Source organism: Caenimonas koreensis DSM 17982 (assembly GCF_009646335.1).
In the GTDB taxonomy this organism is placed as follows: domain Bacteria; phylum Pseudomonadota; class Gammaproteobacteria; order Burkholderiales; family Burkholderiaceae_C; genus Ramlibacter; species Ramlibacter koreensis.
In genome coordinates this window covers 1-19,898 of record NZ_WJBU01000013.1, presented here as the reverse complement: position 1 = coordinate 19,898, position 19,898 = coordinate 1, and the positions used below count along the sequence as shown (strand labels likewise).

Below are 19,898 nucleotides of genomic sequence, written 5' to 3'. Positions count from 1 at the left end.
CGCGCTGCGGGGCTTGGCGTCAATGCGGGCCGCAACCTGCGGCCTTCATTACATGTTGTCGATCATCACCTGCCCGAAGCCCGAGCAGCTGACCTGCGTGGCGCCATCCATCAAGCGCGCGAAGTCGTACGTGACCTTCTTCGAGTGGATCGACTTTTCCATCGAGCTGATGATCAGGTCGGCGGCTTCTTTCCAGCCCATGTGGCGCAGCATCATTTCAGCCGACAGGATTTCGGAACCCGGGTTCACGTAGTCCTTGCCGGCGTACTTCGGTGCCGTGCCGTGCGTGGCTTCAAACATGGCAACGGTGTCCGAAAGGTTGGCACCCGGTGCAATGCCGATACCGCCGACTTGTGCGGCGAGCGCGTCAGACACGTAGTCGCCATTCAGGTTGAGCGTGGCGATCACGCTGTATTCGGCCGGGCGCAGCAGGATCTGCTGCAGGAAGGCATCAGCGATGACGTCCTTGATGATGATGTCCTTGCCCGTCTTCGGGTTCTTGAACTTGCACCACGGGCCGCCATCGACCAGTTCAGCGCCGAATTCCTTTTGCGCCAGGGCATAAGCCCAGTCACGGAAGCCACCTTCGGTGAACTTCATGATGTTGCCCTTGTGCACGATGGTCACGCTGGGCTTGTCGTTGTCGATGGCGTACTGGATGGCCTTGCGTACCAGGCGCTCCGTGCCTTCGCTCGAGACGGGCTTGATGCCGATGCCGGAAGTATTCGGGAAGCGGATCTTCTTGACACCCATTTCGTCCTGCAGGAACTTGATGAGCTTTTTGGCCTTGTCGGAGCCGGACTCGAATTCGATGCCGGCATAGATGTCTTCCGAGTTCTCGCGGAAGATCACCATGTTGGTCTTGTGGGGCTCTTTCACGGGGGAAGGCACGCCATCGAAGTACTGGATCGGGCGCAGGCAGACGTACAGGTCGAGTTCCTGGCGCAGTGCAACGTTCAGCGAACGAATGCCGCCACCGACGGGCGTCGTGAGCGGGCCCTTGATCGACACCACGTAGTCACGAACCGCTTCAAGCGTTTCTGCGGGGAGCCACACATCGGGGCCGTACACCTTGGTCGACTTTTCGCCAGCGAAGACTTCCATCCAGTGAATCTTCTTCTTGCCGCCGTAGGCCTTGGCAACTGCGGCATCGACAACCTTCAGCATGACGGGCGTGATGTCCAGGCCGGTGCCGTCACCCTCGATGTACGGAATGATCGGCTGGTCCGGCACGTTCAGTGACATGTCGGCGTTGACGGTGATCTTCTGGCCTTCGGTGGGGACCTTGATGTGCTGGTACATGGGGGGAGCGTCTCCGGGAGAAATTTGACTGCCTATGACTGCGGGTTTGTCCGCGATGCGGTAAAGCCTTTTGATTCTAGCCGTGAATCTGACGCGTCCCTGTCAACCGCCGAGCTCGATAGGGCGTTGCGGGTGGGCAGCCCAGATTCACCGGGCAGCATCATCCAAAGCCATTTACAAGGACACCCTCATGAACAAGCTCCTCGCCGCCCTGGTTGCCACCCTCTTCGCTACTGTTACCTTCGCAGCTTCGCACGCTGGCGCCCCGATGGCTGCCGCTTCCGGCGCCGCCAAGACGGAAATGAAGGCCGAAGCCAAGGCCGAGAAGAAGGAAGCCAAGGCTGACGCCAAGGCCGAAAAGGCCAAGGCCAAGGCCGAAGAAAAGGCTGCCAAGAAGGAAGCCGACGCAAAGAAGAAGGCTGACAAGGCAGCTGCTGACGCGAAGGCCAAGGAAGAAAAGGCTGCTGCTACCGCCAAGGCCAAGGACGCCAAGGCCACCGCTACCGCCAAGGAAACCAAGGCCGAAGCAAAGGCTGACGCCAAGGCAGAAGCCGCCAAGAAGTAATTCAAGGCCTTCAGCACAAAAAGCGCCCGCTCCTGCGGGCGTTTTTGTTTTCGGGCAACGTGTCAACCATTCAGACAAGCGGGTCGTTACGGATGAGCCTTCCGATTCTTTGGGAGGAATTTTTCGAAAAATCGGATCCGTTACTTTTTTAAGGACTCACAAATGAACAAGCTGCTCGCCGCCCTCGTGGCATCGCTCTTCGCAATGTCGACCGCTTTCGCCGCTTCCCACGCTGGCGCCCCGATGGCAGCTGCCTCGGGTGCCAAGGTTGAGAAGAAGGAAGAAGCCAAGCCGGCAGCCGCCGCCAAGGCTGAAAAGAAGGCTGCCAAGCCCGCCAAGAAGGCCAAGAAGGCCAAGAAGGCTGCTTCGGCTTCCTGATCCCCGCCCGGATTCATCCCGGCAATATGCCCGCCTCGTGCGGGCATTTTTACGTCCATCGCACACCTGCCGCACAATGCCAGTCATGAAAAAAGCAGTCGCCTTCATCGCAGCCATTGCAGCCGCCGTGCTGATGCCCGTCTTCGCGCAGGAGGCGCAGATGAACCTGCCGCGCGTCCAGCTGGCAGCCGGCATGCACCGCATCGATGCCCAAGTCGCGCAGACCGGCGACCAGCGAATGACAGGCCTCATGTTTCGCAAGGAAATGCCAAAGCATGAGGGGATGCTTTTCGTGTTCGAGTACCCCTCGCAACAATGCTTCTGGATGCGCAATACCTTGCTGCCGCTGTCGATTGCATTCGTCGCCGACGACGGCACGATCGTCAACATCGACGAAATGAAGCCGCAGACCGACGACTCGCACTGCAGCCTCAAGCCTGTGCGCTATGTGCTTGAGATGAACACGGGCTGGTTTGCCAGGAAGGGCATCAAGGCCGGCGCCAAACTGACGGGCGAGCCTTTCAGGAAATAGCGGCCGCGTGCCCAATGACAAAGGGCCGCATCGCGGCCCTTTTAGTTGCAGGCGAATTCGCCGGCGATCAGCCGAAATTCTTCTCGGCAAATTCCCAGTTCACCAGCTTTTCGAGGAAGGTTTCTACAAACTTGGGACGCAGGTTGCGGTAGTCGATGTAGTACGCGTGTTCCCACACGTCGACCGTCAGCAACGCCTTGTCAGCCGTGGTCAGCGGAGTTCCGGCTGCGCCGGTATTCACGATGTCGACGCTGCCGTCGGCTTTCTTCACCAGCCAGGTCCAGCCGGAGCCAAAGTTGCCAACTGCCGACTTCACGAAAGCTTCGCGGAAGGCTGCATAGCTGCCCCACTTCGCCGTGATGGCCTGGGCCAGCGCACCGCCAGGCTCACCACCGCCAGCCGGCTTCATGCAGTTCCAGAAGAACGTGTGGTTCCAGATCTGGGCCGAGTTGTTGTAGATGCCGCCGGAGGACTTCTTGATGATCTCCTCAAGGGTCATGTTCTCGAACTCTGTCCCCTTTTGCAGGTTATTCAGGTTGTTCACATACGCGGCATGGTGCTTGCCGTGGTGGAACTCAAGCGTCTCCTTCGAGTAGTTCGGCGCGAGAGAGTCGATCGGGTATGGCAGGGGCGGGAGCGTGTGTTCCATGGTCTTTTTCCTTGTGGTTTAGCGAGCCTGAATCAAGCGCACGATTCTATGAACTAAATCAATGCCGGTGGGGTAACGGTCAGATCAACCGTGCCGTCGGCGAGGCTGGCTTTGATCCGCTGCCCCGGATGAGTCGCGCCAACGCTGGTGACAGCGCGCCCATCGGCGTCTTCCAGGAGCGCATAGCCTCGCTGCAAGACCAGCTTCGGGTCGAGCAGTTCCAGGCGCAACTGCGCCCTGTCAAGCAGCCGGCCGTCCTGCTCCAGCCTCGTGCGCACGGCGCTGGCCACTTGAGGCGCCAGGACGGCGAAACGGTGCGCCTCCCGCTCCAGCCTCAGCTGCAACGCATGACGCAGACGATGAGCGGAGCGCCCCAGGCGAATTTCCTGTGCCGCCAGGCGCCCCAGGGGACGGCCCAGCCGGGCCGCGGCCTGATCAGTACGTTGCGCCGCGACGTCAAGGCGCCGGTGCACGGCTCGCTGCAATTGGGCGGCAGCTGCCTGCAGATCCGACATCCAGGCGTCACGCGGTCGAGCAGCGAGCTCTGCCGCAGCAGTCGGGGTCGGCGCCCTCAAGTCCGCACAAAAATCGGCGATCGTGAAGTCGGTTTCATGCCCGACGCCGCAGACAAGCGGCACCGGACTCTCCACGATGCAGCGTGCCAGCCACTCATCGTTGAACGACCAGAGATCCTCCATCGAGCCACCTCCGCGCACGAGCAGGATCACATCGATCAGGCCTTTTTCGGCCTGGCCATAAAGAGCCCGCAACGCGGCAATCAATTCGGCGGGTGATTGCGAACCCTGCACGGACGCAGGAGCGAATACAACCGGTACGTGGGGCGCGCGACGCTGCATTGCGGTCATCACGTCGTGCAACGCGGCAGCGCCGCGGGAGGTAACGAGGCCTATGCCGCGCGGCAGCGACGGTATAGGGCGTTTGCGTGCCGCGTCGAAAAGTCCTTCGGACTCCAGCCTGGCCTTCAGACGAAGGAATTGCTCGAACAGCGCCCCCTGCCCGGCCCGCGAAATGCTCTCGACGATCAACTGCAGGTCGCCCCGCGCCTCGTAAACGCCAAGGCGGCCGAAGACTTCCACCAGCTCGCCCCCCTGGGGCGCGAACTCGAGCAGGCTTGCCGCACGCCGGAACATCGCGCACCGGATCTGGCCGGTCGCATCCTTCAGCGAGAAGTAAAGGTGACCACTGGCCGCTCTCGAAAACCCGGTGATCTCACCACGTACCGCAACCGGGTTGAACCGCGCATCCAGCGAATCCGCGACAGCACGGCATAGCGCACCGACCTGCCAGATTCGCGGCGAACCCGCTGGAAATGCCGGATCAGACATCAATGTTTCAGTCGCCAGCGCAGCCAAAGGCTCGCTTGCTTAGTCCACAGATCACACGCTGTGGCGCGGGCTGCGCGCCATCCCCGCGAAACGCTGATTTTTCCGAGCAAGACATTGATTTCATTGAAGTTTTTTCTGCTCAATTTGTCATCGATCTGTCACGTCGAAGCATTGGCGCGGGTTCGCGGGGACCGGGGGTATGGTTTTCAACAAAGTTATCCACACGAACTGTGGGTCCAGTCCTACGGTCGATCTGAGTTTCTCCTGCAGGGCGGCCGACTGCCCGCATAATCGCCCGCAACGCAGCATTCCCATGACAAGCGCGGAGACCTTCTTTGTTTTCGATCATACAAGCCGCGGGCTGGCCCATCTGGCCTCTGGTTGCCTGTTCCATCATCGCGCTCGCACTCATCATCGAGCGGTTCATCAGCCTGAAAACCTCCAAGGTAGCGCCCCCGAAGCTGCTGGAAGAGGCGCTGGCGGTGTCACGAACGTCGGTGCCCGCACCGGACGTCGTTGCCCAGCTCGCCCAGCATTCCGCCCTCGGTGAGGTGCTCGCCAGCGGTTTTCGCGCACTCAACTCCGATCCGCGTTGCTCTGAGATCGACCTGCATGCCGCAATGGAAAACACGGGCCGCCTGGTGGCCCACCGGCTGGAGCGCTATCTCAACGCCCTAGCCACCATTGCCTCGGCTGCACCGCTGCTGGGCCTCTTCGGCACGGTCATCGGCATGATCGAAATCTTCGGCTCACAGACGCCCTCGGGCGGCGCTACCGGCGGCAATCCTGCACAGCTTGCGCATGGCATCTCGGTTGCGCTCTACAACACGGCATTCGGGCTGGTCATCGCAATTCCGGCGCTGATCTTCTGGCGGTACTTCCGTGGCCGAGTGGATGACTACCTGCTCACGCTGGAGCTGTCAGCCGAACGCTTTGCCCGGCACCTGAACACCTTGCGCGGCAAATAAACAAAGGCGCAGCCCATGAACTTCAGACCACGCGCCAAGGAAGAGCCCGAGATCAACCTGATCCCGTTCATCGATGTCCTGCTCGTGATCCTGATCTTCCTGATGCTGTCCACGACGTACAGCAAGTTCACCGAGCTGCAGTTGCGCCTGCCCGTGGCCGACACCGAGGCGCAACGCGACTATCCGAAGGAAGTCATCGTAGGCGTGACTGCCGATGGCCGCTACACCGTGGCCGGCACGCCGGTCGTAGGCCGCAGCGTCGACGCCATTGCGCAAGCCTTGCGCGACGCAGCCAAGGCCGGCAAGGACAGCGTCATCATCATCAGTGCCGACGCCACATCGCCCCACCAGTCGGTGATCACGGTGATGGAAGCAGCGCGCCGCTCCGGGCTCAACCAGATCACCTTCGCCACACAAACGGCCGCCCAGGCGGGCACGCGCTGAACATGGCCGCGGCGCTCCAGCGCGCGTGGTTGCGGCGCGGCGCCCTGGCAATCGCCCTTCTCCCACTCTCCTGGCTCTTCGGCGCAATCACGGCGCTCAGGCGGCTCGCATTCAGGAACGGCTGGCGTTCGAGCAGTCGCGTTGCCGTCCCGGTCATCGTCGTCGGAAATGTCATTGCAGGCGGCTCGGGCAAGACGCCTGTCGTCATGGCCATCGTGGAGCATCTCAAAGCGCGCGGAATCGACTGCGGCGTTGTGTCGCGCGGCTATGGCCGGCGCACCAGCGACTGTCGGCAAGTCCTGCCGAAGAGCAACGCTGCCGATGTGGGCGACGAGCCGCTGCTTGTCGCGCAAGCCTGCGCTGTGCCGGTTTACGTCGCCCCCCGCCGCGCTGATGCCGCTCATGCGTTGCTCGCGGCCTATCCGTCCACACGCGCCATCGTGTGCGACGACGGCCTGCAGCATTACGCGCTGGCGCGTGACATTGAGGTCTGTGTTTTCGACGACCGCGGCATCGGCAACGGCTGGCTGCTGCCTGCCGGGCCCTTACGCGAGTCGTGGCCGCGCACGTGCGACCTCGTGTTGCGCACATCGGCCGCGCCGGGTATGGATGGCCATATCGTGCATCGCGCGCTTGCGGGATTCGCAATCGACAGCAATGGCGTGCGCACTCCGTTGGCACAACTCCAAGGCAAGCCGGTGATTGCAGTGGCAGCCATCGCCCGGCCCGACGCGTTTTTCAGCATGCTCCGGCAACACGGCCTCACACTCGCAAACACAATCGCCCTGCCAGATCACGCGGCATTCGACAACATGCATGCCTGGCTTGCAGCCGACGCAACGCTGCTCTGTACGCAAAAAGATGCGGTCAAGCTCTGGCCGCAGCGCCCCGACGCGCTCGCAGTCCCGCTTGACGTCACGATCGATGAATCGTTCTGGCAGTCACTGGATCGCATGCTGGATGCAAAGCTATCATCAGCACATGGACCCCAAACTGCTTGAGCTGCTCGTGTGCCCGGTGACAAAGGGCCATCTTGACTTCGACCGCGAACGGCAGGAACTGCTGTCGCGCAGTGCACGCCTGGCCTACCCGATCCGCGACGGCATTCCGGTCCTGCTCGAAGAGGAAGCGCGCACGCTGTCCGATGCCGAGCTTGATGCCCTGCCAGCGCGGACGCAGCGCGTCTAGACAGTCGCCATGGGCTATTGCGTCCTGATCCCGGCGCGCCTGGCTTCGACCCGCTTGCCCAACAAGCCACTGGCCAACATCGCTGGCCAGCCGATGATCGTGCGGGTCGCGCAACGCGCCGCGATGTCAGGGGCCGCTCGTGTCGTGGTCGCGGCCGATAGCGCCCGCATCGTCGACGCATGCGTGGCGCATGGCATCGAAGCAATCCTGACGCGTGCCGATCATCCGTCCGGCAGCGATCGACTCGCCCAGGCCTGCGAGCTGCTGGGCTTGCGCGGCGACGACATTGTCGTGAACGTGCAGGGCGACGAACCCATGATCGACCCGAAACTGATCGACGCAGTCGCCAGCCTGCTCGCGCAGCAGCCTCAAGCCAGCATGAGCACAGCGGCACACGCCATCGAAGACGTTGCGGATTTCGTCAATCCGAACGTCGTCAAAGTCGTGCTCGATGCCAGCGCGCACGCCATGTATTTCAGCCGGGCACCCATTCCCTGGTGGCGCGACGTGTTCGCAAACGGCATCACCGCGCTGGCCGACCCGCCGCCCCTGCGGCATGTCGGCATCTATGGCTATCGCGCGGGCTTCCTGCGCGAGTTTCCGGCGATGACGCCTGCTCCCGTGGAGCAAATCGAGGCACTGGAGCAGCTTCGTGCGATGTGGCATGGGCATCGTATTGCCGTGCATGTTTGCGCCGATGCGCCAGGCATTGGCGTGGACACGCCTGAGGACCTCAAACGCGTTCGCGCCCTCTGGAAAAGCACTGCCGTGTAAGGCTGTGCAAGGATGGCGCGTGCTATCCTTTGCCCCAATGATGTGCAACGGCGCACCGCCGCGATTCGCGGCCGCGGCTCCCGCAGCACACGCCGGTATTCCCAAAGCTTCCGAGGACATCCATGAGACTGATTTTGTTGGGCGCCCCCGGCGCAGGCAAGGGCACGCAGGCCGCATTCATCTGCCAGAAATACGGCATCCCGCAAATCTCCACCGGCGACATGCTGCGCGCTGCGGTGAAGGCAGGCACACCCATGGGCGTGGCCGCCAAGAAGATCATGGACTCAGGCGCGCTCGTCAGCGACGACATCATCATCGGCCTCGTGAAGGAGCGCATCACGCAAGCCGATTGCGCCAACGGCTTTCTCTTCGACGGCTTCCCGCGCACCATCCCGCAGGCCGACGCGATGAAGGACGCAGGCGTCAAGCTCGACTACGTGCTTGAGATCGACGTGCCGTTCGACGCGATCATCGAACGCATGAGCGGCCGCCGCTCGCACCTGGCGTCCGGCCGCATCTATCACATCAAGTTCAACCCACCGAAGGTCGCCGGCCATGACGACATCACTGGCGAGCCACTGATCCAGCGCGACGACGACAAGGAAGAAACTGTCAAGAAGCGCCTGGAGGTGTACTCGGCGCAGACGCGCCCGCTTGTGGACTACTACTCGAACTGGGCCAAGGCCGATCCAGCATCCGCACCGAAGTATCGCGCGATCAGCGGCACTGGCACGGTCGAGGAAATCACATCCCGGGCACTGCAGGCTCTGTCGGCCTGAAGGCAATCATCGCAGCAGGCGAAGCAGCTGGTCAATTCGCGCCTTGACGGGCGACAGGCCGGCCGAATCCTCGATCGTTGCGCCTGCATGCGCAATCACGCGGCCCTGTGCACATCGCGTCGCCCGCACCACGTCGACACCCGCGTTGCGCGCACGCACAAGCGCCTGTTCGAGTTCCGCATTCAACGTGCCGTTGCCCGTGCCCGCGGCAACGATGCCCTGCACCCCACGCTCGACCAGCGCGTCAACGATGAAGGCGCTCGCGCCCGCGTAGTTCATGACGATCTCGACGCGCGGCCATCGTGCCGCTGCGCCCAGGCTGGCGAAGTCGGACGCCGCATCGTGCGCGACCGCAGGCCATGGCTTGCAGATTCGCACGGCGCCCTCTTCAACGTACCCGACGGGCCCCGCATCACCCGAGGTGAACGCGTCCAGGCGGTACGTATGCTGCTTGGCCACATCGATCGCTGCATGGACAACACCGGCGCAAACCGCCACGACCCCCTTGGCGCCGTCGGCAGCTGCAACTTTCATCGCGTCAGCCACGTTCTGCGGGCCGTCTGGCGCGAGCGATGTCGCAGGTCTCATGGCGCACGTCAGGACAACCGGCTTGTTCGCGTCGAGCACACGGTGGAGCAGATAGGCCGTCTCTTCGAGCGTGTCAGTGCCATGGGTGATGACGATCCCTGCGACCGCGGGCTGCGCCAGCCAGTAACTGCAGCGCTGCGCGAGCGTGCGCCAGATGTCGAACGACATGTCCTTGCTGTCCACCTGCGCGACTTGCTCTGCCACCGCTTCAAAGCCGGCAGGCACCGGGATGCCAACCAGCATCTCGTCGATACCGACTTGCGCGGCGGTGTAGCCCACGTTGTCACCGGCCGAACGCGAGCGGCCGGCGATGGTTCCGCCTGTCGCGAGAATCACGATTTTTTTGATGGCCACTTGCACTCTTTGCGAAACTGTTTAAAAATACAGGTACTGGATATCAAAACAGTGGAGCTTCCATCATGATCGACCAGCCCAAACTTACCGCGCGACAGCAACAAATCCTGGACTTGATCCAGAGCGCTATCGCGCGTACCGGCGCTCCACCCACCCGTGCCGAAATCGCGACCGAGCTGGGCTTCAAATCCGCCAACGCGGCTGAAGAGCATCTGCAGGCCCTGGCTCGCAAAGGCGTCATTGAACTGGTCAGTGGCACTTCACGCGGCATCCGCCTCAAGAGCGACGCCCTGCGCATGATCAACGAGTCACGCAACAAGCAGTTCTCGTTGCCCTTGCAGTCCCTTGCCCAGCTAGCCCTTCCCCTCATTGGCCGCGTTGCTGCCGGCTCTCCGATTCTCGCGCAGGAGCACGTCGACCAGACCTACTACGTCGAAAGCAGCCTGTTCCAGCGCCGCCCCGACTACCTGCTCAAAGTGCGCGGCATGTCCATGCGCGACGCCGGCATCATGGATGGCGACCTGCTCGCCGTCCAGGCCACCAAAGACGCGAAGAATGGCCAGATCGTCGTGGCCCGCCTGGGTGAAGACGTGACCGTCAAGCGCTTTAGGCGCAACAAACACCTCATCGAACTCCACGCCGAAAACCCGGACTACCCGACGATCATCGTCGAGCCCGGTGAACCATTTGAAATCGAAGGCCTCGCCGTAGGCCTCATCCGCAACACCATGCTGATGTAACCACGGCGGCCGGCCGCAGGTGGCGGGCGTATGGCGGTGGCCATCACCCTGCAGCCGGTACTTCAAAAGTAAATCCTGCCTGTGTCCCTACCCCTGATGTTCAAGGAGAGTCGCATGGCAATCACGATGTTTTCTTTTGGAAGCCTGTTCGCACCGCTGAACGGTTTGCTGTCCTGGTTTGCGCCAACCAGTGGCGCAACGGCTGCGCCCGCATCCCAAGGAAGTATTTGCGTCGATACGCGTCCCGCTGTTTTTCGCTCGGCACGGTTGCGCGCTTCGCGACCCCTGGCTGCGCCGAACTGCCGCAAATCAACGCGCCCACTGCGAGTGTTCCGGGCGCGGGGCGATTCGCCGGCATCCGCAGCCATGGGCATGGCGCTGTCAGGCAGCATGGCCGACGTCTGCGCTGAGCTTGAACGTCTGGCCGCACTGGAATCAATCGCCGCGCACTGACTCAGGTGCGGTTGCCGACCAGGTAGTCCTGCTTGCCCAATTCCACCCCGTTGTGCCGAAGGATCGCGTAGGCAGTCGTCACGTGGAAGAAGAAATTGGGAAAGGACCAGTGCTTCAGGTACGCCTCACCCGTCATCGTGCGCGTCTGCTCCCTGCCCACAGGGAAGGTGATGTCCTTGTCTTCCGTGCCATTGAGCTTGTCAGCCGGAACGCTCTTGAGGAAGTCCACCGTTTTCTGGATACGCGCCTGCAGTTCCGCGATGCTGGCCTCGTTGTCTTCAAACTTGGGTGCTTCCACACCGGATATGCGCGCGATGCCGTTCTTGGCCGAGTCGCAGGCGATCTGGACTTGCTTCGTGAAAGGCAGCATATCCGGGTACAGGCGAAAGTTGAGGATCGCGTTCGGGTCCACCTTGCGCGCATCGATGAACGCTTGCGCCTTGTCAAGACAGTGAGACAAGTTGCCCAGGATGTGGGTGAAGGTCGGCACGCTCGCGGAATGCATTGAAATCGTCATGGGGTCACCTTGCGTAACAGGAATGTTTAACAGGAATCAGGAGTGCGGATGCTAATGTCATCGCCATATTCCTGCTGGCGCGCTGCCTCCAGCCCCGCAGCCCGAGGCACAATGCAAGGCGATGAATATTGTGATCCTCGACGACTACCAGGACGCGGTACGCAAGCTCCAGTGCGCGTCCCGGCTGGAGGCCTTTCCGGCCAAGGTCTATACCAACACCGTCAAAGGCATCGGCCAGCTGTCGGTGCGGCTGCGCGATGCCGATGTGATCGTGCTGATTCGCGAGCGAACCCACCTCACGCGCGCCCTGATCGAAAAACTCCCGCGCCTGAAGATGATTTCGCAAACGGGCCGTGTCGGCGCCCACGTGGACGTCCAGGCATGCACCGAGCGCGGCATTGCTGTCGCTGAAGGCGTTGGCTCACCGGTGGCACCGGCCGAGCTGACATGGGCGCTGATCATGGCGGCAATGCGGCGCATTCCGCAGTACATCGCCACGCTCAAGCATGGCGGCTGGCAACAGTCGGGCATGAAGTCAGCATCCATGCCGGCCAACTTCGGCCTTGGCATGGTCCTCAAAGGCCGGACGCTGGGGATCTGGGGCTACGGAAAGATCGGCAAGCTGGTCGCAGGCTACGGCAAGGCATTCGGCATGAATGTCCTGGTGTGGGGCAGCCCGGCATCGCGCGAGCGGGCTGTCGCTGACGGCGTGCAGGCCGCGACCAGCCGGCAAGAGCTCTTCGAGCAAAGCGATGTGCTCAGCCTGCATCTGCGCCTGTCCGACGACACTGCCGGCATCGTCACATTGGACGACCTGGGACGAATGAAGCCGACTTCGTTGCTCGTGAATACGTCGCGCGCCGAGTTGATCGCGCCCGACGCGTTGATCGCAGCGCTCAACCGTGGCCGCCCCGGCATGGCCGCGGTCGATGTCTTCGAAAGCGAGCCGATCCTGCAGGGCCACGCGCTGCTTCGACTGGAAAACTGCATCTGCACGCCGCATATCGGCTACGTCGAGCTCGACAGCTATGAGCTGTACTTCGGCGCAGCTTTCGACAATGTCGTGAACTTCATCCGCGGCACACCGACCAACATCGTCAATCCGGGCGCGTTGCAGATCCGGCGCTGACGGGATCCATGACCACCCCGCGCCTTCCGGGCGTTCTCTGGCCGCTGCTCTTTGGCAACTTTGTCATCGGCACGGGCGTGATGATCGTGCCCGGCACGCTCAATGAGATCAGCACCTCCCTCGTCGTGTCGCCAGCCACAGCAGGCCAGTTGATTTCAGCAGGTGCCCTTCTCATGTGCATCACGGCGCCGCTGGTGGCTGCACTGGTCGCCGGCTGGGACAGGCGACGCCTGCTGGCGCTTTCCATGCTCTGGTACGGCCTGCTGCACATCGCCTGCACGGCCGCGCCGAGCTTTGCGGCTTTGCTGCCGCTGCGCGTCTTGTCGATGATTGCGCCGGCGATCTTCACGCCGCAGGCGGCCGCTTGCATCGGGCTGCTCGTGCCGGCTGACCAGCGCGGCCGGGCCATCACGTTCGTGTTCCTGGGCTGGTCAGTTGCGTCCGTGCTGGGCATGCCCATGGGCGCACTGATCGGCGGCACGTTCGGCTGGCAGGCCGCGTTTGGCGCGGTAGGCATTCTCAGCCTGGCGAGCGGCGTGTGGGTATGGCGCTCAATGCCCGACGGCGTGAAGCCGCCTGCCCTTTCTGTGGCTGCGTGGCACGAGACATTCCGCTCACCCGCCTTGATGCTTTGCATATTGGTGACGGTGCTGTATTCCGCCGGCCAGTTCGTGCTCTTTTCCTATTTCGCGCCGTACTTCAAGTTCAAGGTCGGGATCACCGCGGTTGAGCTCAGCGCGTTTTTCATGTGGTTCGGCCTGTTCGGCTTCATTGGCAACGCGGTCATGTCGCGCCAGATCGACCGGGTAGGCGCTTCGCGCAGCGTCATGATTGGCATCGTGGCCATGAGCCTGACGTTCCTGGTCTGGCCGCTGGGGACGAGCATCATGCTCGCTGGCGTGATCGCGATTCCGTGGGCGCTGGGTTGTTTTTCATCCAACTCGGCGCAACAAGCGCGGCTGGTTGGCATTGCACCTGCGCTCGCGTCGGCCTCCATCGCTTTGAACACCTCGGCCATGTACGCGGGCCAGGCAGTCGGCGCGGGCGCAGGCGGCTGGCTGATTGCGCACGACGGCATGGAAACGCTGCATTGGGCCGCGCTGGCGTTTCTCGTCGTCGCGATGGCGTGCAGCGCCTGGGCCACGCGGCACGACAAACTGCGACTTGCCGTACGCTGACCCGGGCCGTGGTGCCTGTCGCAGCCGCGCCTGAAGGCGTGTTGGCGGGCGCTACTTCTTGCCAACTCGCGACGTCACGTCGTCAAAGTCGTCAAACTCGATCAGGTTGTCTTTGTCGTCGGCCACGGGCCAGCCTTGTGCGTCGTGCAGCGGCGCGCCCTTCGGCAATTCCGGCAGGGTTGGCAGCGTGGCCACCGGCTTTTCTTCCTCGTCCAGATTGATGTCGATGCGGCTGCCAGCGAGCAGCGTGGCAAGCACCATCATCTCGGCATCCGACGGGCCGGCCAGCTCGGAAGACAAAGGCTGGATCGACGTCATCGGGAAGTTTTCGCCGGCACCGGGCTCCTGGGCCAGTTGCACATCGGTCGCCGCCGGCTGCTTCACGACGGCCTTGGCCAGGCTCTGCAGCAGCAGGAGTTCGTCGAAGGCGGCGAGCTCGAAGCGCTCTGATTCGCCGCTGGCGGCGCCTGGCAGGCGGTAGATCGATTCCTCGATGACATCCAGCACACGCGGTGACGGCCACAAGCTGACGATGCGCGCGAGCGCGTCGGCATACGCTTCGAGCCCGGCAGTTGGTTTGAGGTAGTCGTTGAATGCCGGCACCTTCACGTTCATGCGCCGCTCGATCTGGTCGCGCAAGCCTTCGTAGCCACGCTCGCGGTTGAGGCGATGATGAAGATCCAGCAACGCCATCCATGCCAGCGCGCTGTTGTGCGGGCTGGCATGCACATGCGTCATCAGCACATTCACGGCACGGTCGTAGTCGCCCAGCGACACAAAAAAGTCGGCCTGCTCCTGGATGTCGTGCAGCTCCTCCGTCGTCAGCGATCTCCAGCTGGAGGGCTGGCTGCTCTGGAAGTCGAGATTGTCGAAAGCCGATATCGGCTGCGTCGACTCGGTGGAGGCAGGCGCCTGCGCACTGGCCGGAGCGTCACCGAAGACATCGAGGTCCACGTCGAGCTGCTTGCCGCTCACCGCGCTGCTGGCCGGGGCAGCGGCCGCCACGATGGTGGGCTCCGATGCGTCAAGCTCCTGCCCCTTGCTGTCTCGCCACCAACGCGGCTCTGACTTGTCGCCGCCCGCAAACCAGCCGCGCCTTCGCAGGAAGAGCGCCGCCGCCAAAGCAAGCACCAATGCGATCACGATGGCCGTGAGCAGCCAGGTCATCCGGTCGCGGTCGCTTTCGGCTTTCTCAAGCTTGGCGCGAACCGCATCGAGTTCGGCCTTGTTCGCCTGTATGCTCTGGCGCATCGCCGTGAGGTCAGCGCTCATCGCCTGCAGGCGCTCGTAATCCTGCACCACGTCAGCCTGCGACCGGTTCAGTGCGCGCCAGATGGCCGCGGCCTCGGCGCGCTTCTGGGGCGTGACCTCAGGCACCGTGTCAATACTCATGGTGAGCTTGAGCTTGGGTTCCGGATCGACCGTGAGATCGAGCGGTTCGAGCTTGAGGCGGCTGCGCCTGTCGACCCGGACCACAGACGCCTGCGACCGCTTAGCCGGTGCCGGCGCCGCCGTCGTGGGCGAAGCCACCGCCGGGTCTTGCCCTGCGGCGGGCGTGTTGGGGGCCCGCGCCAGGCGCGGCGACATGGATCCAGCAGCTGGCCGTGCACCGGCGGCGGGGGCCTCGGCGCCAGGCGCTGTCGCGCGCCGCCTGGTCGTCGAGCTTGCAGGCCCGGGCTGCGCCCCATTGCCCGCCGGGACGTCAAAACCACCCAAACCCGGACTGAACGGCAACACCGTCGGCCCAGCGGCGGCTTGCGTCCTGGGAACGAGCGGCGGGATCGGACTCGACACAGTGGCCGGCAGGTCGGCCAGAAGCACGAACTTGCGGCTGGTCCTGAGGAAGCACCCGAAGTTCACCGTGACCGTCACGACCGGCTCTTCGATCAGGCGGGTGGTGCGCACGCGCAGCACCGTGCGCGCTGAACCGCCCCCTTCCACCCGCGTCTGCGCCGATTCAATCGCGGTGTCGCCCTGCATCACCTCCGCGGTGACGCACGAACTCGCCAGGTCAGTGCCTGCGTCAAGTGTGATCGGAACGACGATGTCGAGCGGGCGGCCAATCAGGGGCACGCCTTCGGCTGCCCCGGTGCCAAACGCGAAGCTTGCGGGCGCTGCCAGGAGCAACCCCGCACGCAGCAACGCGTTTCGCAAAATGCTGGAGCGATTCATTGCCTAAGATTGTTGCACAGGCGTTACCAATTGGAGGCATTTGGCGCTGCCGGATAATTGAACGATGACTCTCAGATTCACCACCGTTGGCATCACCGGCGCGGGCGCCATGGGCCAGGGCATTGCCCAGATTGCCGTACAGGCAGGCAGCATCGTCAAGCTCTTCGACACCCAGCCAGCCGCCATCGAGCGGGCACGCGACGCTTTGCACGCGCAGTGGGACCGAATGGCCGACAAGGGCAAGCTCGACGCCAGGCAGGCGCAAGCGTGCAAGGAACGGCTTCATGCGGCAGGCACCCTGCAGGAGCTCGCCGATTGCGACCTGGTGATCGAAGCGATTGTCGAGCGGCTCGACGTGAAGAAGTCGTTCTTCGCCGAGCTCGAAGCTGTCGTGCGGCACGACGCCGTGCTGGTCACCAACACGTCGTCCCTCTCTGTCACGGCCATCGCCGCGAAGCTCGCACACCCGCAAAGATTCGCTGGCTATCACTTCTTCAACCCCGTGCCACTGATGAAGGTCGTGGAGGTGATTGCGGGCTTGAAGACAGATCCGGCCGTGTGCAAATCGCTGGCGGACTATGCCTTGCAGATAGGCCACACGCCCGTGATGGCACAAGACACGCCTGGCTTCATCGTCAACCACGCGGGCCGCGCTTACGGCACGGAGGCGCTGCGAATCGTGAGTGAAGGCATTGCCGATTTCGCCACGATCGACCGCATCCTGAAAGACCAGGCGGGCTTTCGGCTCGGGCCGTTTGAGCTGATGGACCTGACGGCGCTCGACGTCTCGCATCCGGTCATGGAATCGATTTATCGCCAGTACTACGACGAGCCGCGATATCGCCCGAGTGTGATCACCGCGCAACGTTTGGCCGCTGGAATGGTCGGCCGCAAGTCAGGTGAGGGCTTCTACAAGTACGTCGAGGCCAAGCCCCAGTTGCCTGCTGAGCCAGCAACGCCGCAAGTGGGCGACATGCCGCCAGTGTGGGTGTCGACGCGCGCGGCCCGCCGCTCCGAGCTCTACCAGCTGCTCAAGAACCTGGGCGCGCAGATCGAAACCGGTCAGTCGCCGTCCATGAACGCGCTCACGCTGGTGGCACCGCTGGGCTTCGACATCACGACCGTGGCCGTGGTGGAGCGGCTCGACCCCGCGCGCACCATCGGCATCGACATGCTCGTCGAAGACGAGGCCACCAAGCGCCGCGTGCTGGCCAGCAACCCTGCGACGCGGACCGACATGCGCGACGCCGCGCACGCCCTGTTCGCGCGTGACGGCAAGGCCGTGAGCGTCATCCGCGACTCGGGCGGCTTCGTCACGCAACGCGTGATCGCGTCGATCGTCAATATCGCCAGCGACATCTGCCAGCAGCAGATCTGCACGCCGGCCGACCTGGAAACCGCCGTGACGCTCGGCCTCGGTTACCCGATGGGGCCGCTGGCCATGGGCAACCGCTGGGGCCCGACCAACATCCTCGAAGTGCTCTTCAACATGCAGACGGTATACGGCGATCCGCGCTATCGCCCGAGCCCGTGGCTGCGCCGCCGCGGCGCCATCGGCCTGTCTTTGCTGCATGAGGAGAGCTGACGCGATGGCCGCCGAAATCAAGAGCACCAGCCAGGGCCAGACCATGGTCCTGACGCTGAGCAACCCAGAGTTGCGCAATGCGCTCGGCCCCGAGATGTATGCAGCTGGCGTCGAAGCACTGAGCATCGCGGAGTCCAACGCAGAGGTGCGCAGCGTCGTCATCACCGGCGAAGGCACCATGTTCTGCGCGGGCGGCAACCTGCAGCGCCTCAAAGCCAACCGCGAACTGCCGCCAGAAGTTCAGGCGCAGAGCATCGAAGGCCTGCACAGCCTGATCGAGGCGATCCGCACATTTCCCAAACCGGTGATCGCAGCCGTCGAAGGCGCGGCTGCAGGTGCCGGCTTTTCGCTCGCGCTGGCGTGCGACCTCATCGTCGCTGCCGACAACGCTGTCTTCGTCATGTCGTACAGCAGCGTTGCGCTCTCGCCTGACGGCGGTGGCTCGTGGAACCTTACGCACGCACTGCCGCGCCAGCTGGCAAGCGAGTTGCTGATGGCAGGCGAGCGCATCGGTGCACAGCGCTTGAATGAGCTGGGTGTCGTCAACCGCGTCACCGTACCGGGCGAAGCCATGGCACAGGCACTGGCGTTGGCCGACAGGCTCAACGAGCGCGCGCCCAATGCCCTCGCGAGTATCAAGGAACTCATCAACGATGCGCCAGGTGCAACGCTCACGGCGCACTTGGCCAGCGAGCGCGACCACTTCGTCAAGAACCTTCACCATGCCAACGCGGGCATTGGCATCGAGGCTTTTCTCGTCAAGACGAAGCCGAATTACATGTAGGGGGACGGCTGCTTAATTTGTGCGGCCCGCGTGGCAATACTTCTGGACATACTGGCATGCTGACGCACCGGCGCTCTTGGCCCCTGCACCCCCTCGACGAGGGCGCAATACGTGATCAAGTACTCGCCTTGCGACTGGCGAGATGCAAGCATTTGGCGAGACGCAAGCATCTGGTTACATGGTCTCCCGCTCAGCAAGATATGCGGCTTTCCACCCTTGCCTCAAAAGCAGCTTATGCCCAGCAACTGCATACCCCACTCCGGCTCCGTAAGAGAATCATTGGCCATCGACCCTGCAAATACTCCTAGAGGGCCCGAATCTGACTTCACCATCCTGCATTTGCCAGGCAGCGTCAGGCGAAGCGCCGCCGCGACACACCAGAATTTCTACGCAACGGGCACTTTACAGGGGGCGAGCGAAGCCACACCCGAAGCTCCCCGGGCAGACTGCAACCGCCAACTCCCTCCCAGTGAGGTGAAGCGAGACCCGTATCACGCTGCCGTTTCACCGGCTGACGGTACAGATCAAGGTGCCCGCGCAGCTACTCAGCCTCCGTCCGATAGCAAAGCGTTGACGCAAACTGACGCGGAAAAACTTGGCGAGCGAATTCGTGACTACCGCTTGTCGCTTTCCCCCACGAAGAGCAACCTGGATGAGAAGACCGGTCTTCGGCGGCTCAACCTGGAAGAACTTCGAAATTTTTGGAAGGACCTAAAGGCATTCCATCACACCATTCAACTCTCCGCCATTTTTGCGGAAGACCCAGTGTCGGGCAAAAGCATTTGCCGACAAACGCCTATCCAGACGGACCTTAGCTACCACATGGATCTGGAAGCTTGGCTCGGCTACAACATAGACAAGCATGCCAAAGGCAAGTCTTGTTACGAGGACTATCTAGAACGCTACTCAACTTGCATGCTTATAGGCGGGCAGGAGTTTTCTGTTCGCATGACCGGGGAATCGAGCCGTATTAAGAGTGAACTAGATGATTTCAGAGAGCAGGAACGAGCAGCAAGAAAAGCATCAGCACCATGGTTCGCACCAAGCCAAGACGAATACGACACTGATATTGATTGACTACACCAGCTGACGCACCGTTCTCTCGGACACTCCCGAGCGGCCGGGTGCGGTACCGCAGCGAGATACCCCAGTTCACCGTCATTTCCAGGCACTTGCGGCTGAAGTCGTTGGCCACTGCCTGGAGCTTGCTGCGCCGTCCGTTGGCCCCGCTCGCGCCGACAAAGTCCATGCTCCATATTTGATTGACCTGCCGTGCCAGCTGATGCGGCACGAGCTCGTCTGCTGGTTGCATCTGACCCTCTTGCACTTGCCCATAGCCAAGTGCTCTGACCTTGCCCCTGTTTGACGAATCCCTTAACCGAGCTTGTTAAGCGGACTTCTTTTCCTGGGCCGCCAACCAGTTTCTCTCATGCTGCATTGGGCTCACGTACCCCAGCGTCGAATGCAGCCTCG

General features: G+C 62.7%; 22 protein-coding genes. 16 read left to right on the top strand and 6 right to left on the bottom strand.

Annotation, left to right across the window (positions count from 1 at the left end):
* Nucleotides 1-48 precede the first annotated feature (48 nt).
* Nucleotides 49-1,302, bottom strand: coding sequence for an NADP-dependent isocitrate dehydrogenase (icd, locus tag GHT07_RS14195; RefSeq protein ID WP_153585762.1), 1,254 nt, complete (start codon nt 1,300-1,302; stop codon nt 49-51).
* Nucleotides 1,303-1,492: 190 nt separating this feature from the next.
* Here icd and GHT07_RS14190 point away from each other — a divergent pair, with 190 nt between their 5' ends.
* The 3 genes from GHT07_RS14190 (at nt 1,493) to GHT07_RS14180 (ending at nt 2,777) form a co-directional block, all read left to right on the top strand.
* Complete coding sequence (locus GHT07_RS14190) at nt 1,493-1,867, top strand: cell envelope biogenesis protein TolA (protein WP_153585761.1); 375 nt, start codon at nt 1,493-1,495, stop codon at nt 1,865-1,867.
* A 162-nt stretch (nt 1,868-2,029) separates the two neighbouring features.
* Nucleotides 2,030-2,245 carry a hypothetical protein gene (locus GHT07_RS14185; RefSeq protein WP_153585760.1) on the top strand — a complete coding sequence of 72 codons (216 nt, stop codon included), beginning with the start codon at nt 2,030-2,032 and terminating at the stop codon, nt 2,243-2,245.
* Between the two features lie 85 nt (nt 2,246-2,330).
* On the top strand, nt 2,331-2,777 hold the full coding sequence (locus GHT07_RS14180) for a DUF192 domain-containing protein (RefSeq protein WP_228488353.1): 447 nt from the start codon (nt 2,331-2,333) through the stop codon (nt 2,775-2,777).
* 67 nt (nt 2,778-2,844) lie between these two features.
* Here the strand turns inward: GHT07_RS14180 and GHT07_RS14175 are convergent, their stop codons facing one another.
* Nucleotides 2,845-3,426, bottom strand: coding sequence for a superoxide dismutase (locus tag GHT07_RS14175; RefSeq protein ID WP_153585758.1), 582 nt, complete (start codon nt 3,424-3,426; stop codon nt 2,845-2,847).
* Nucleotides 3,427-3,479: 53 nt separating this feature from the next.
* Entirely contained in the window at nt 3,480-4,772 is a 1,293-nt protein-coding gene (gene xseA, locus GHT07_RS14170; RefSeq protein ID WP_153585757.1) for an exodeoxyribonuclease VII large subunit, read from the bottom strand.
* 335 nt (nt 4,773-5,107) lie between these two features.
* Here xseA and GHT07_RS14165 point away from each other — a divergent pair, with 335 nt between their 5' ends.
* The 6 genes from GHT07_RS14165 (at nt 5,108) to adk (ending at nt 8,925) form a co-directional block, all read left to right on the top strand.
* On the top strand, nt 5,108-5,740 hold the full coding sequence (locus GHT07_RS14165; RefSeq protein ID WP_153585756.1) for a MotA/TolQ/ExbB proton channel family protein: 633 nt from the start codon (nt 5,108-5,110) through the stop codon (nt 5,738-5,740).
* A gap of 15 nt (nt 5,741-5,755) precedes the next feature.
* A complete protein-coding gene (locus GHT07_RS14160) occupies nt 5,756-6,184 on the top strand; it encodes an ExbD/TolR family protein (protein WP_153585755.1) in 429 nt (142 codons plus the stop codon).
* Between the two features lie 2 nt (nt 6,185-6,186).
* Nucleotides 6,187-7,185, top strand: coding sequence for a tetraacyldisaccharide 4'-kinase (gene lpxK, locus GHT07_RS14155; protein WP_153585754.1), 999 nt, complete (start codon nt 6,187-6,189; stop codon nt 7,183-7,185).
* A complete protein-coding gene (locus GHT07_RS14150) occupies nt 7,166-7,372 on the top strand; it encodes a Trm112 family protein (RefSeq protein ID WP_153585753.1) in 207 nt (68 codons plus the stop codon). The genes lpxK and GHT07_RS14150 overlap by 20 nt, the downstream gene beginning before the upstream one ends.
* A gap of 9 nt (nt 7,373-7,381) precedes the next feature.
* Nucleotides 7,382-8,146: a 3-deoxy-manno-octulosonate cytidylyltransferase gene (kdsB, locus tag GHT07_RS14145; protein ID WP_153585752.1), complete on the top strand. Its 765-nt coding sequence runs from the start codon at nt 7,382-7,384 to the stop codon at nt 8,144-8,146.
* A 122-nt stretch (nt 8,147-8,268) separates the two neighbouring features.
* Complete coding sequence (gene adk, locus GHT07_RS14140) at nt 8,269-8,925, top strand: adenylate kinase (RefSeq protein ID WP_153585751.1); 657 nt, start codon at nt 8,269-8,271, stop codon at nt 8,923-8,925.
* 6 nt (nt 8,926-8,931) lie between these two features.
* Here adk and GHT07_RS14135 read toward each other — a convergent pair whose 3' ends face one another.
* Nucleotides 8,932-9,867 (bottom strand): asparaginase, encoded by a 936-nt coding sequence (locus tag GHT07_RS14135; protein WP_323740941.1) that lies wholly within the window; start codon nt 9,865-9,867, stop codon nt 8,932-8,934.
* A gap of 65 nt (nt 9,868-9,932) precedes the next feature.
* On the opposite strand from GHT07_RS14135, the gene lexA reads away from it, so the two are divergent.
* Complete coding sequence (lexA, locus tag GHT07_RS14130; RefSeq protein WP_153585750.1) at nt 9,933-10,607, top strand: transcriptional repressor LexA; 675 nt, start codon at nt 9,933-9,935, stop codon at nt 10,605-10,607.
* A 114-nt stretch (nt 10,608-10,721) separates the two neighbouring features.
* Nucleotides 10,722-11,060, top strand: a complete 339-nt coding sequence (locus tag GHT07_RS14125) for a hypothetical protein (RefSeq protein ID WP_153585749.1) — start codon at nt 10,722-10,724, stop codon at nt 11,058-11,060.
* 1 nt (nt 11,061) lies between these two features.
* Here the strand turns inward: GHT07_RS14125 and GHT07_RS14120 are convergent, their stop codons facing one another.
* On the bottom strand, nt 11,062-11,577 hold the full coding sequence (locus GHT07_RS14120) for a DUF1993 domain-containing protein (RefSeq protein WP_153585748.1): 516 nt from the start codon (nt 11,575-11,577) through the stop codon (nt 11,062-11,064).
* A 121-nt stretch (nt 11,578-11,698) separates the two neighbouring features.
* Here GHT07_RS14120 and GHT07_RS14115 point away from each other — a divergent pair, with 121 nt between their 5' ends.
* Together GHT07_RS14115 and GHT07_RS14110 are read left to right on the top strand one after the other, a co-directional pair.
* Nucleotides 11,699-12,706 carry a D-2-hydroxyacid dehydrogenase family protein gene (locus tag GHT07_RS14115; protein WP_153585747.1) on the top strand — a complete coding sequence of 336 codons (1,008 nt, stop codon included), beginning with the start codon at nt 11,699-11,701 and terminating at the stop codon, nt 12,704-12,706.
* 8 nt (nt 12,707-12,714) lie between these two features.
* Entirely contained in the window at nt 12,715-13,884 is a 1,170-nt protein-coding gene (locus tag GHT07_RS14110; protein WP_153585746.1) for an MFS transporter, read from the top strand.
* A 51-nt stretch (nt 13,885-13,935) separates the two neighbouring features.
* Here the strand turns inward: GHT07_RS14110 and GHT07_RS14105 are convergent, their stop codons facing one another.
* Complete coding sequence (locus GHT07_RS14105) at nt 13,936-16,056, bottom strand: type IV pilus assembly protein FimV (protein ID WP_153585745.1); 2,121 nt, start codon at nt 16,054-16,056, stop codon at nt 13,936-13,938.
* 64 nt (nt 16,057-16,120) lie between these two features.
* Between GHT07_RS14105 and GHT07_RS14100 the strand changes: the two genes are divergently transcribed.
* The 3 genes from GHT07_RS14100 (at nt 16,121) to GHT07_RS14090 (ending at nt 19,502) form a co-directional block, all read left to right on the top strand.
* Entirely contained in the window at nt 16,121-17,641 is a 1,521-nt protein-coding gene (locus GHT07_RS14100; RefSeq protein ID WP_153585744.1) for a 3-hydroxyacyl-CoA dehydrogenase, read from the top strand.
* A gap of 4 nt (nt 17,642-17,645) precedes the next feature.
* Nucleotides 17,646-18,425 carry an oxepin-CoA hydrolase, alternative type gene (locus GHT07_RS14095; protein WP_153585743.1) on the top strand — a complete coding sequence of 260 codons (780 nt, stop codon included), beginning with the start codon at nt 17,646-17,648 and terminating at the stop codon, nt 18,423-18,425.
* A 279-nt stretch (nt 18,426-18,704) separates the two neighbouring features.
* Nucleotides 18,705-19,502 (top strand): hypothetical protein, encoded by a 798-nt coding sequence (locus tag GHT07_RS14090; protein ID WP_153585742.1) that lies wholly within the window; start codon nt 18,705-18,707, stop codon nt 19,500-19,502.
* Nucleotides 19,503-19,898 lie beyond the last annotated feature (396 nt).

Bases quoted from the DNA above. Each gene is read 5' to 3' on its own strand.
- icd (WP_153585762.1), bottom strand. From the start codon at position 1,302: ATGTACCAGCACATCAAGGTCCCCACCGAAGGCCAGAAGATCACCGTC.
- GHT07_RS14190 (WP_153585761.1), top strand. From the start codon at position 1,493: ATGAACAAGCTCCTCGCCGCCCTGGTTGCCACCCTCTTCGCTACTGTT.
- GHT07_RS14185 (WP_153585760.1), top strand. From the start codon at position 2,030: ATGAACAAGCTGCTCGCCGCCCTCGTGGCATCGCTCTTCGCAATGTCG.
- GHT07_RS14180 (WP_228488353.1), top strand. From the start codon at position 2,331: ATGAAAAAAGCAGTCGCCTTCATCGCAGCCATTGCAGCCGCCGTGCTG.
- GHT07_RS14175 (WP_153585758.1), bottom strand. From the start codon at position 3,426: ATGGAACACACGCTCCCGCCCCTGCCATACCCGATCGACTCTCTCGCG.
- xseA (WP_153585757.1), bottom strand. From the start codon at position 4,772: ATGTCTGATCCGGCATTTCCAGCGGGTTCGCCGCGAATCTGGCAGGTC.
- GHT07_RS14160 (WP_153585755.1), top strand. From the start codon at position 5,756: ATGAACTTCAGACCACGCGCCAAGGAAGAGCCCGAGATCAACCTGATC.
- lpxK (WP_153585754.1), top strand. From the start codon at position 6,187: ATGGCCGCGGCGCTCCAGCGCGCGTGGTTGCGGCGCGGCGCCCTGGCA.
- GHT07_RS14150 (WP_153585753.1), top strand. From the start codon at position 7,166: ATGGACCCCAAACTGCTTGAGCTGCTCGTGTGCCCGGTGACAAAGGGC.
- kdsB (WP_153585752.1), top strand. From the start codon at position 7,382: ATGGGCTATTGCGTCCTGATCCCGGCGCGCCTGGCTTCGACCCGCTTG.
- adk (WP_153585751.1), top strand. From the start codon at position 8,269: ATGAGACTGATTTTGTTGGGCGCCCCCGGCGCAGGCAAGGGCACGCAG.
- lexA (WP_153585750.1), top strand. From the start codon at position 9,933: ATGATCGACCAGCCCAAACTTACCGCGCGACAGCAACAAATCCTGGAC.
- GHT07_RS14125 (WP_153585749.1), top strand. From the start codon at position 10,722: ATGGCAATCACGATGTTTTCTTTTGGAAGCCTGTTCGCACCGCTGAAC.
- GHT07_RS14120 (WP_153585748.1), bottom strand. From the start codon at position 11,577: ATGACGATTTCAATGCATTCCGCGAGCGTGCCGACCTTCACCCACATC.
- GHT07_RS14115 (WP_153585747.1), top strand. From the start codon at position 11,699: ATGAATATTGTGATCCTCGACGACTACCAGGACGCGGTACGCAAGCTC.
- GHT07_RS14110 (WP_153585746.1), top strand. From the start codon at position 12,715: ATGACCACCCCGCGCCTTCCGGGCGTTCTCTGGCCGCTGCTCTTTGGC.
- GHT07_RS14105 (WP_153585745.1), bottom strand. From the start codon at position 16,056: ATGAATCGCTCCAGCATTTTGCGAAACGCGTTGCTGCGTGCGGGGTTG.
- GHT07_RS14100 (WP_153585744.1), top strand. From the start codon at position 16,121: ATGACTCTCAGATTCACCACCGTTGGCATCACCGGCGCGGGCGCCATG.
- GHT07_RS14095 (WP_153585743.1), top strand. From the start codon at position 17,646: ATGGCCGCCGAAATCAAGAGCACCAGCCAGGGCCAGACCATGGTCCTG.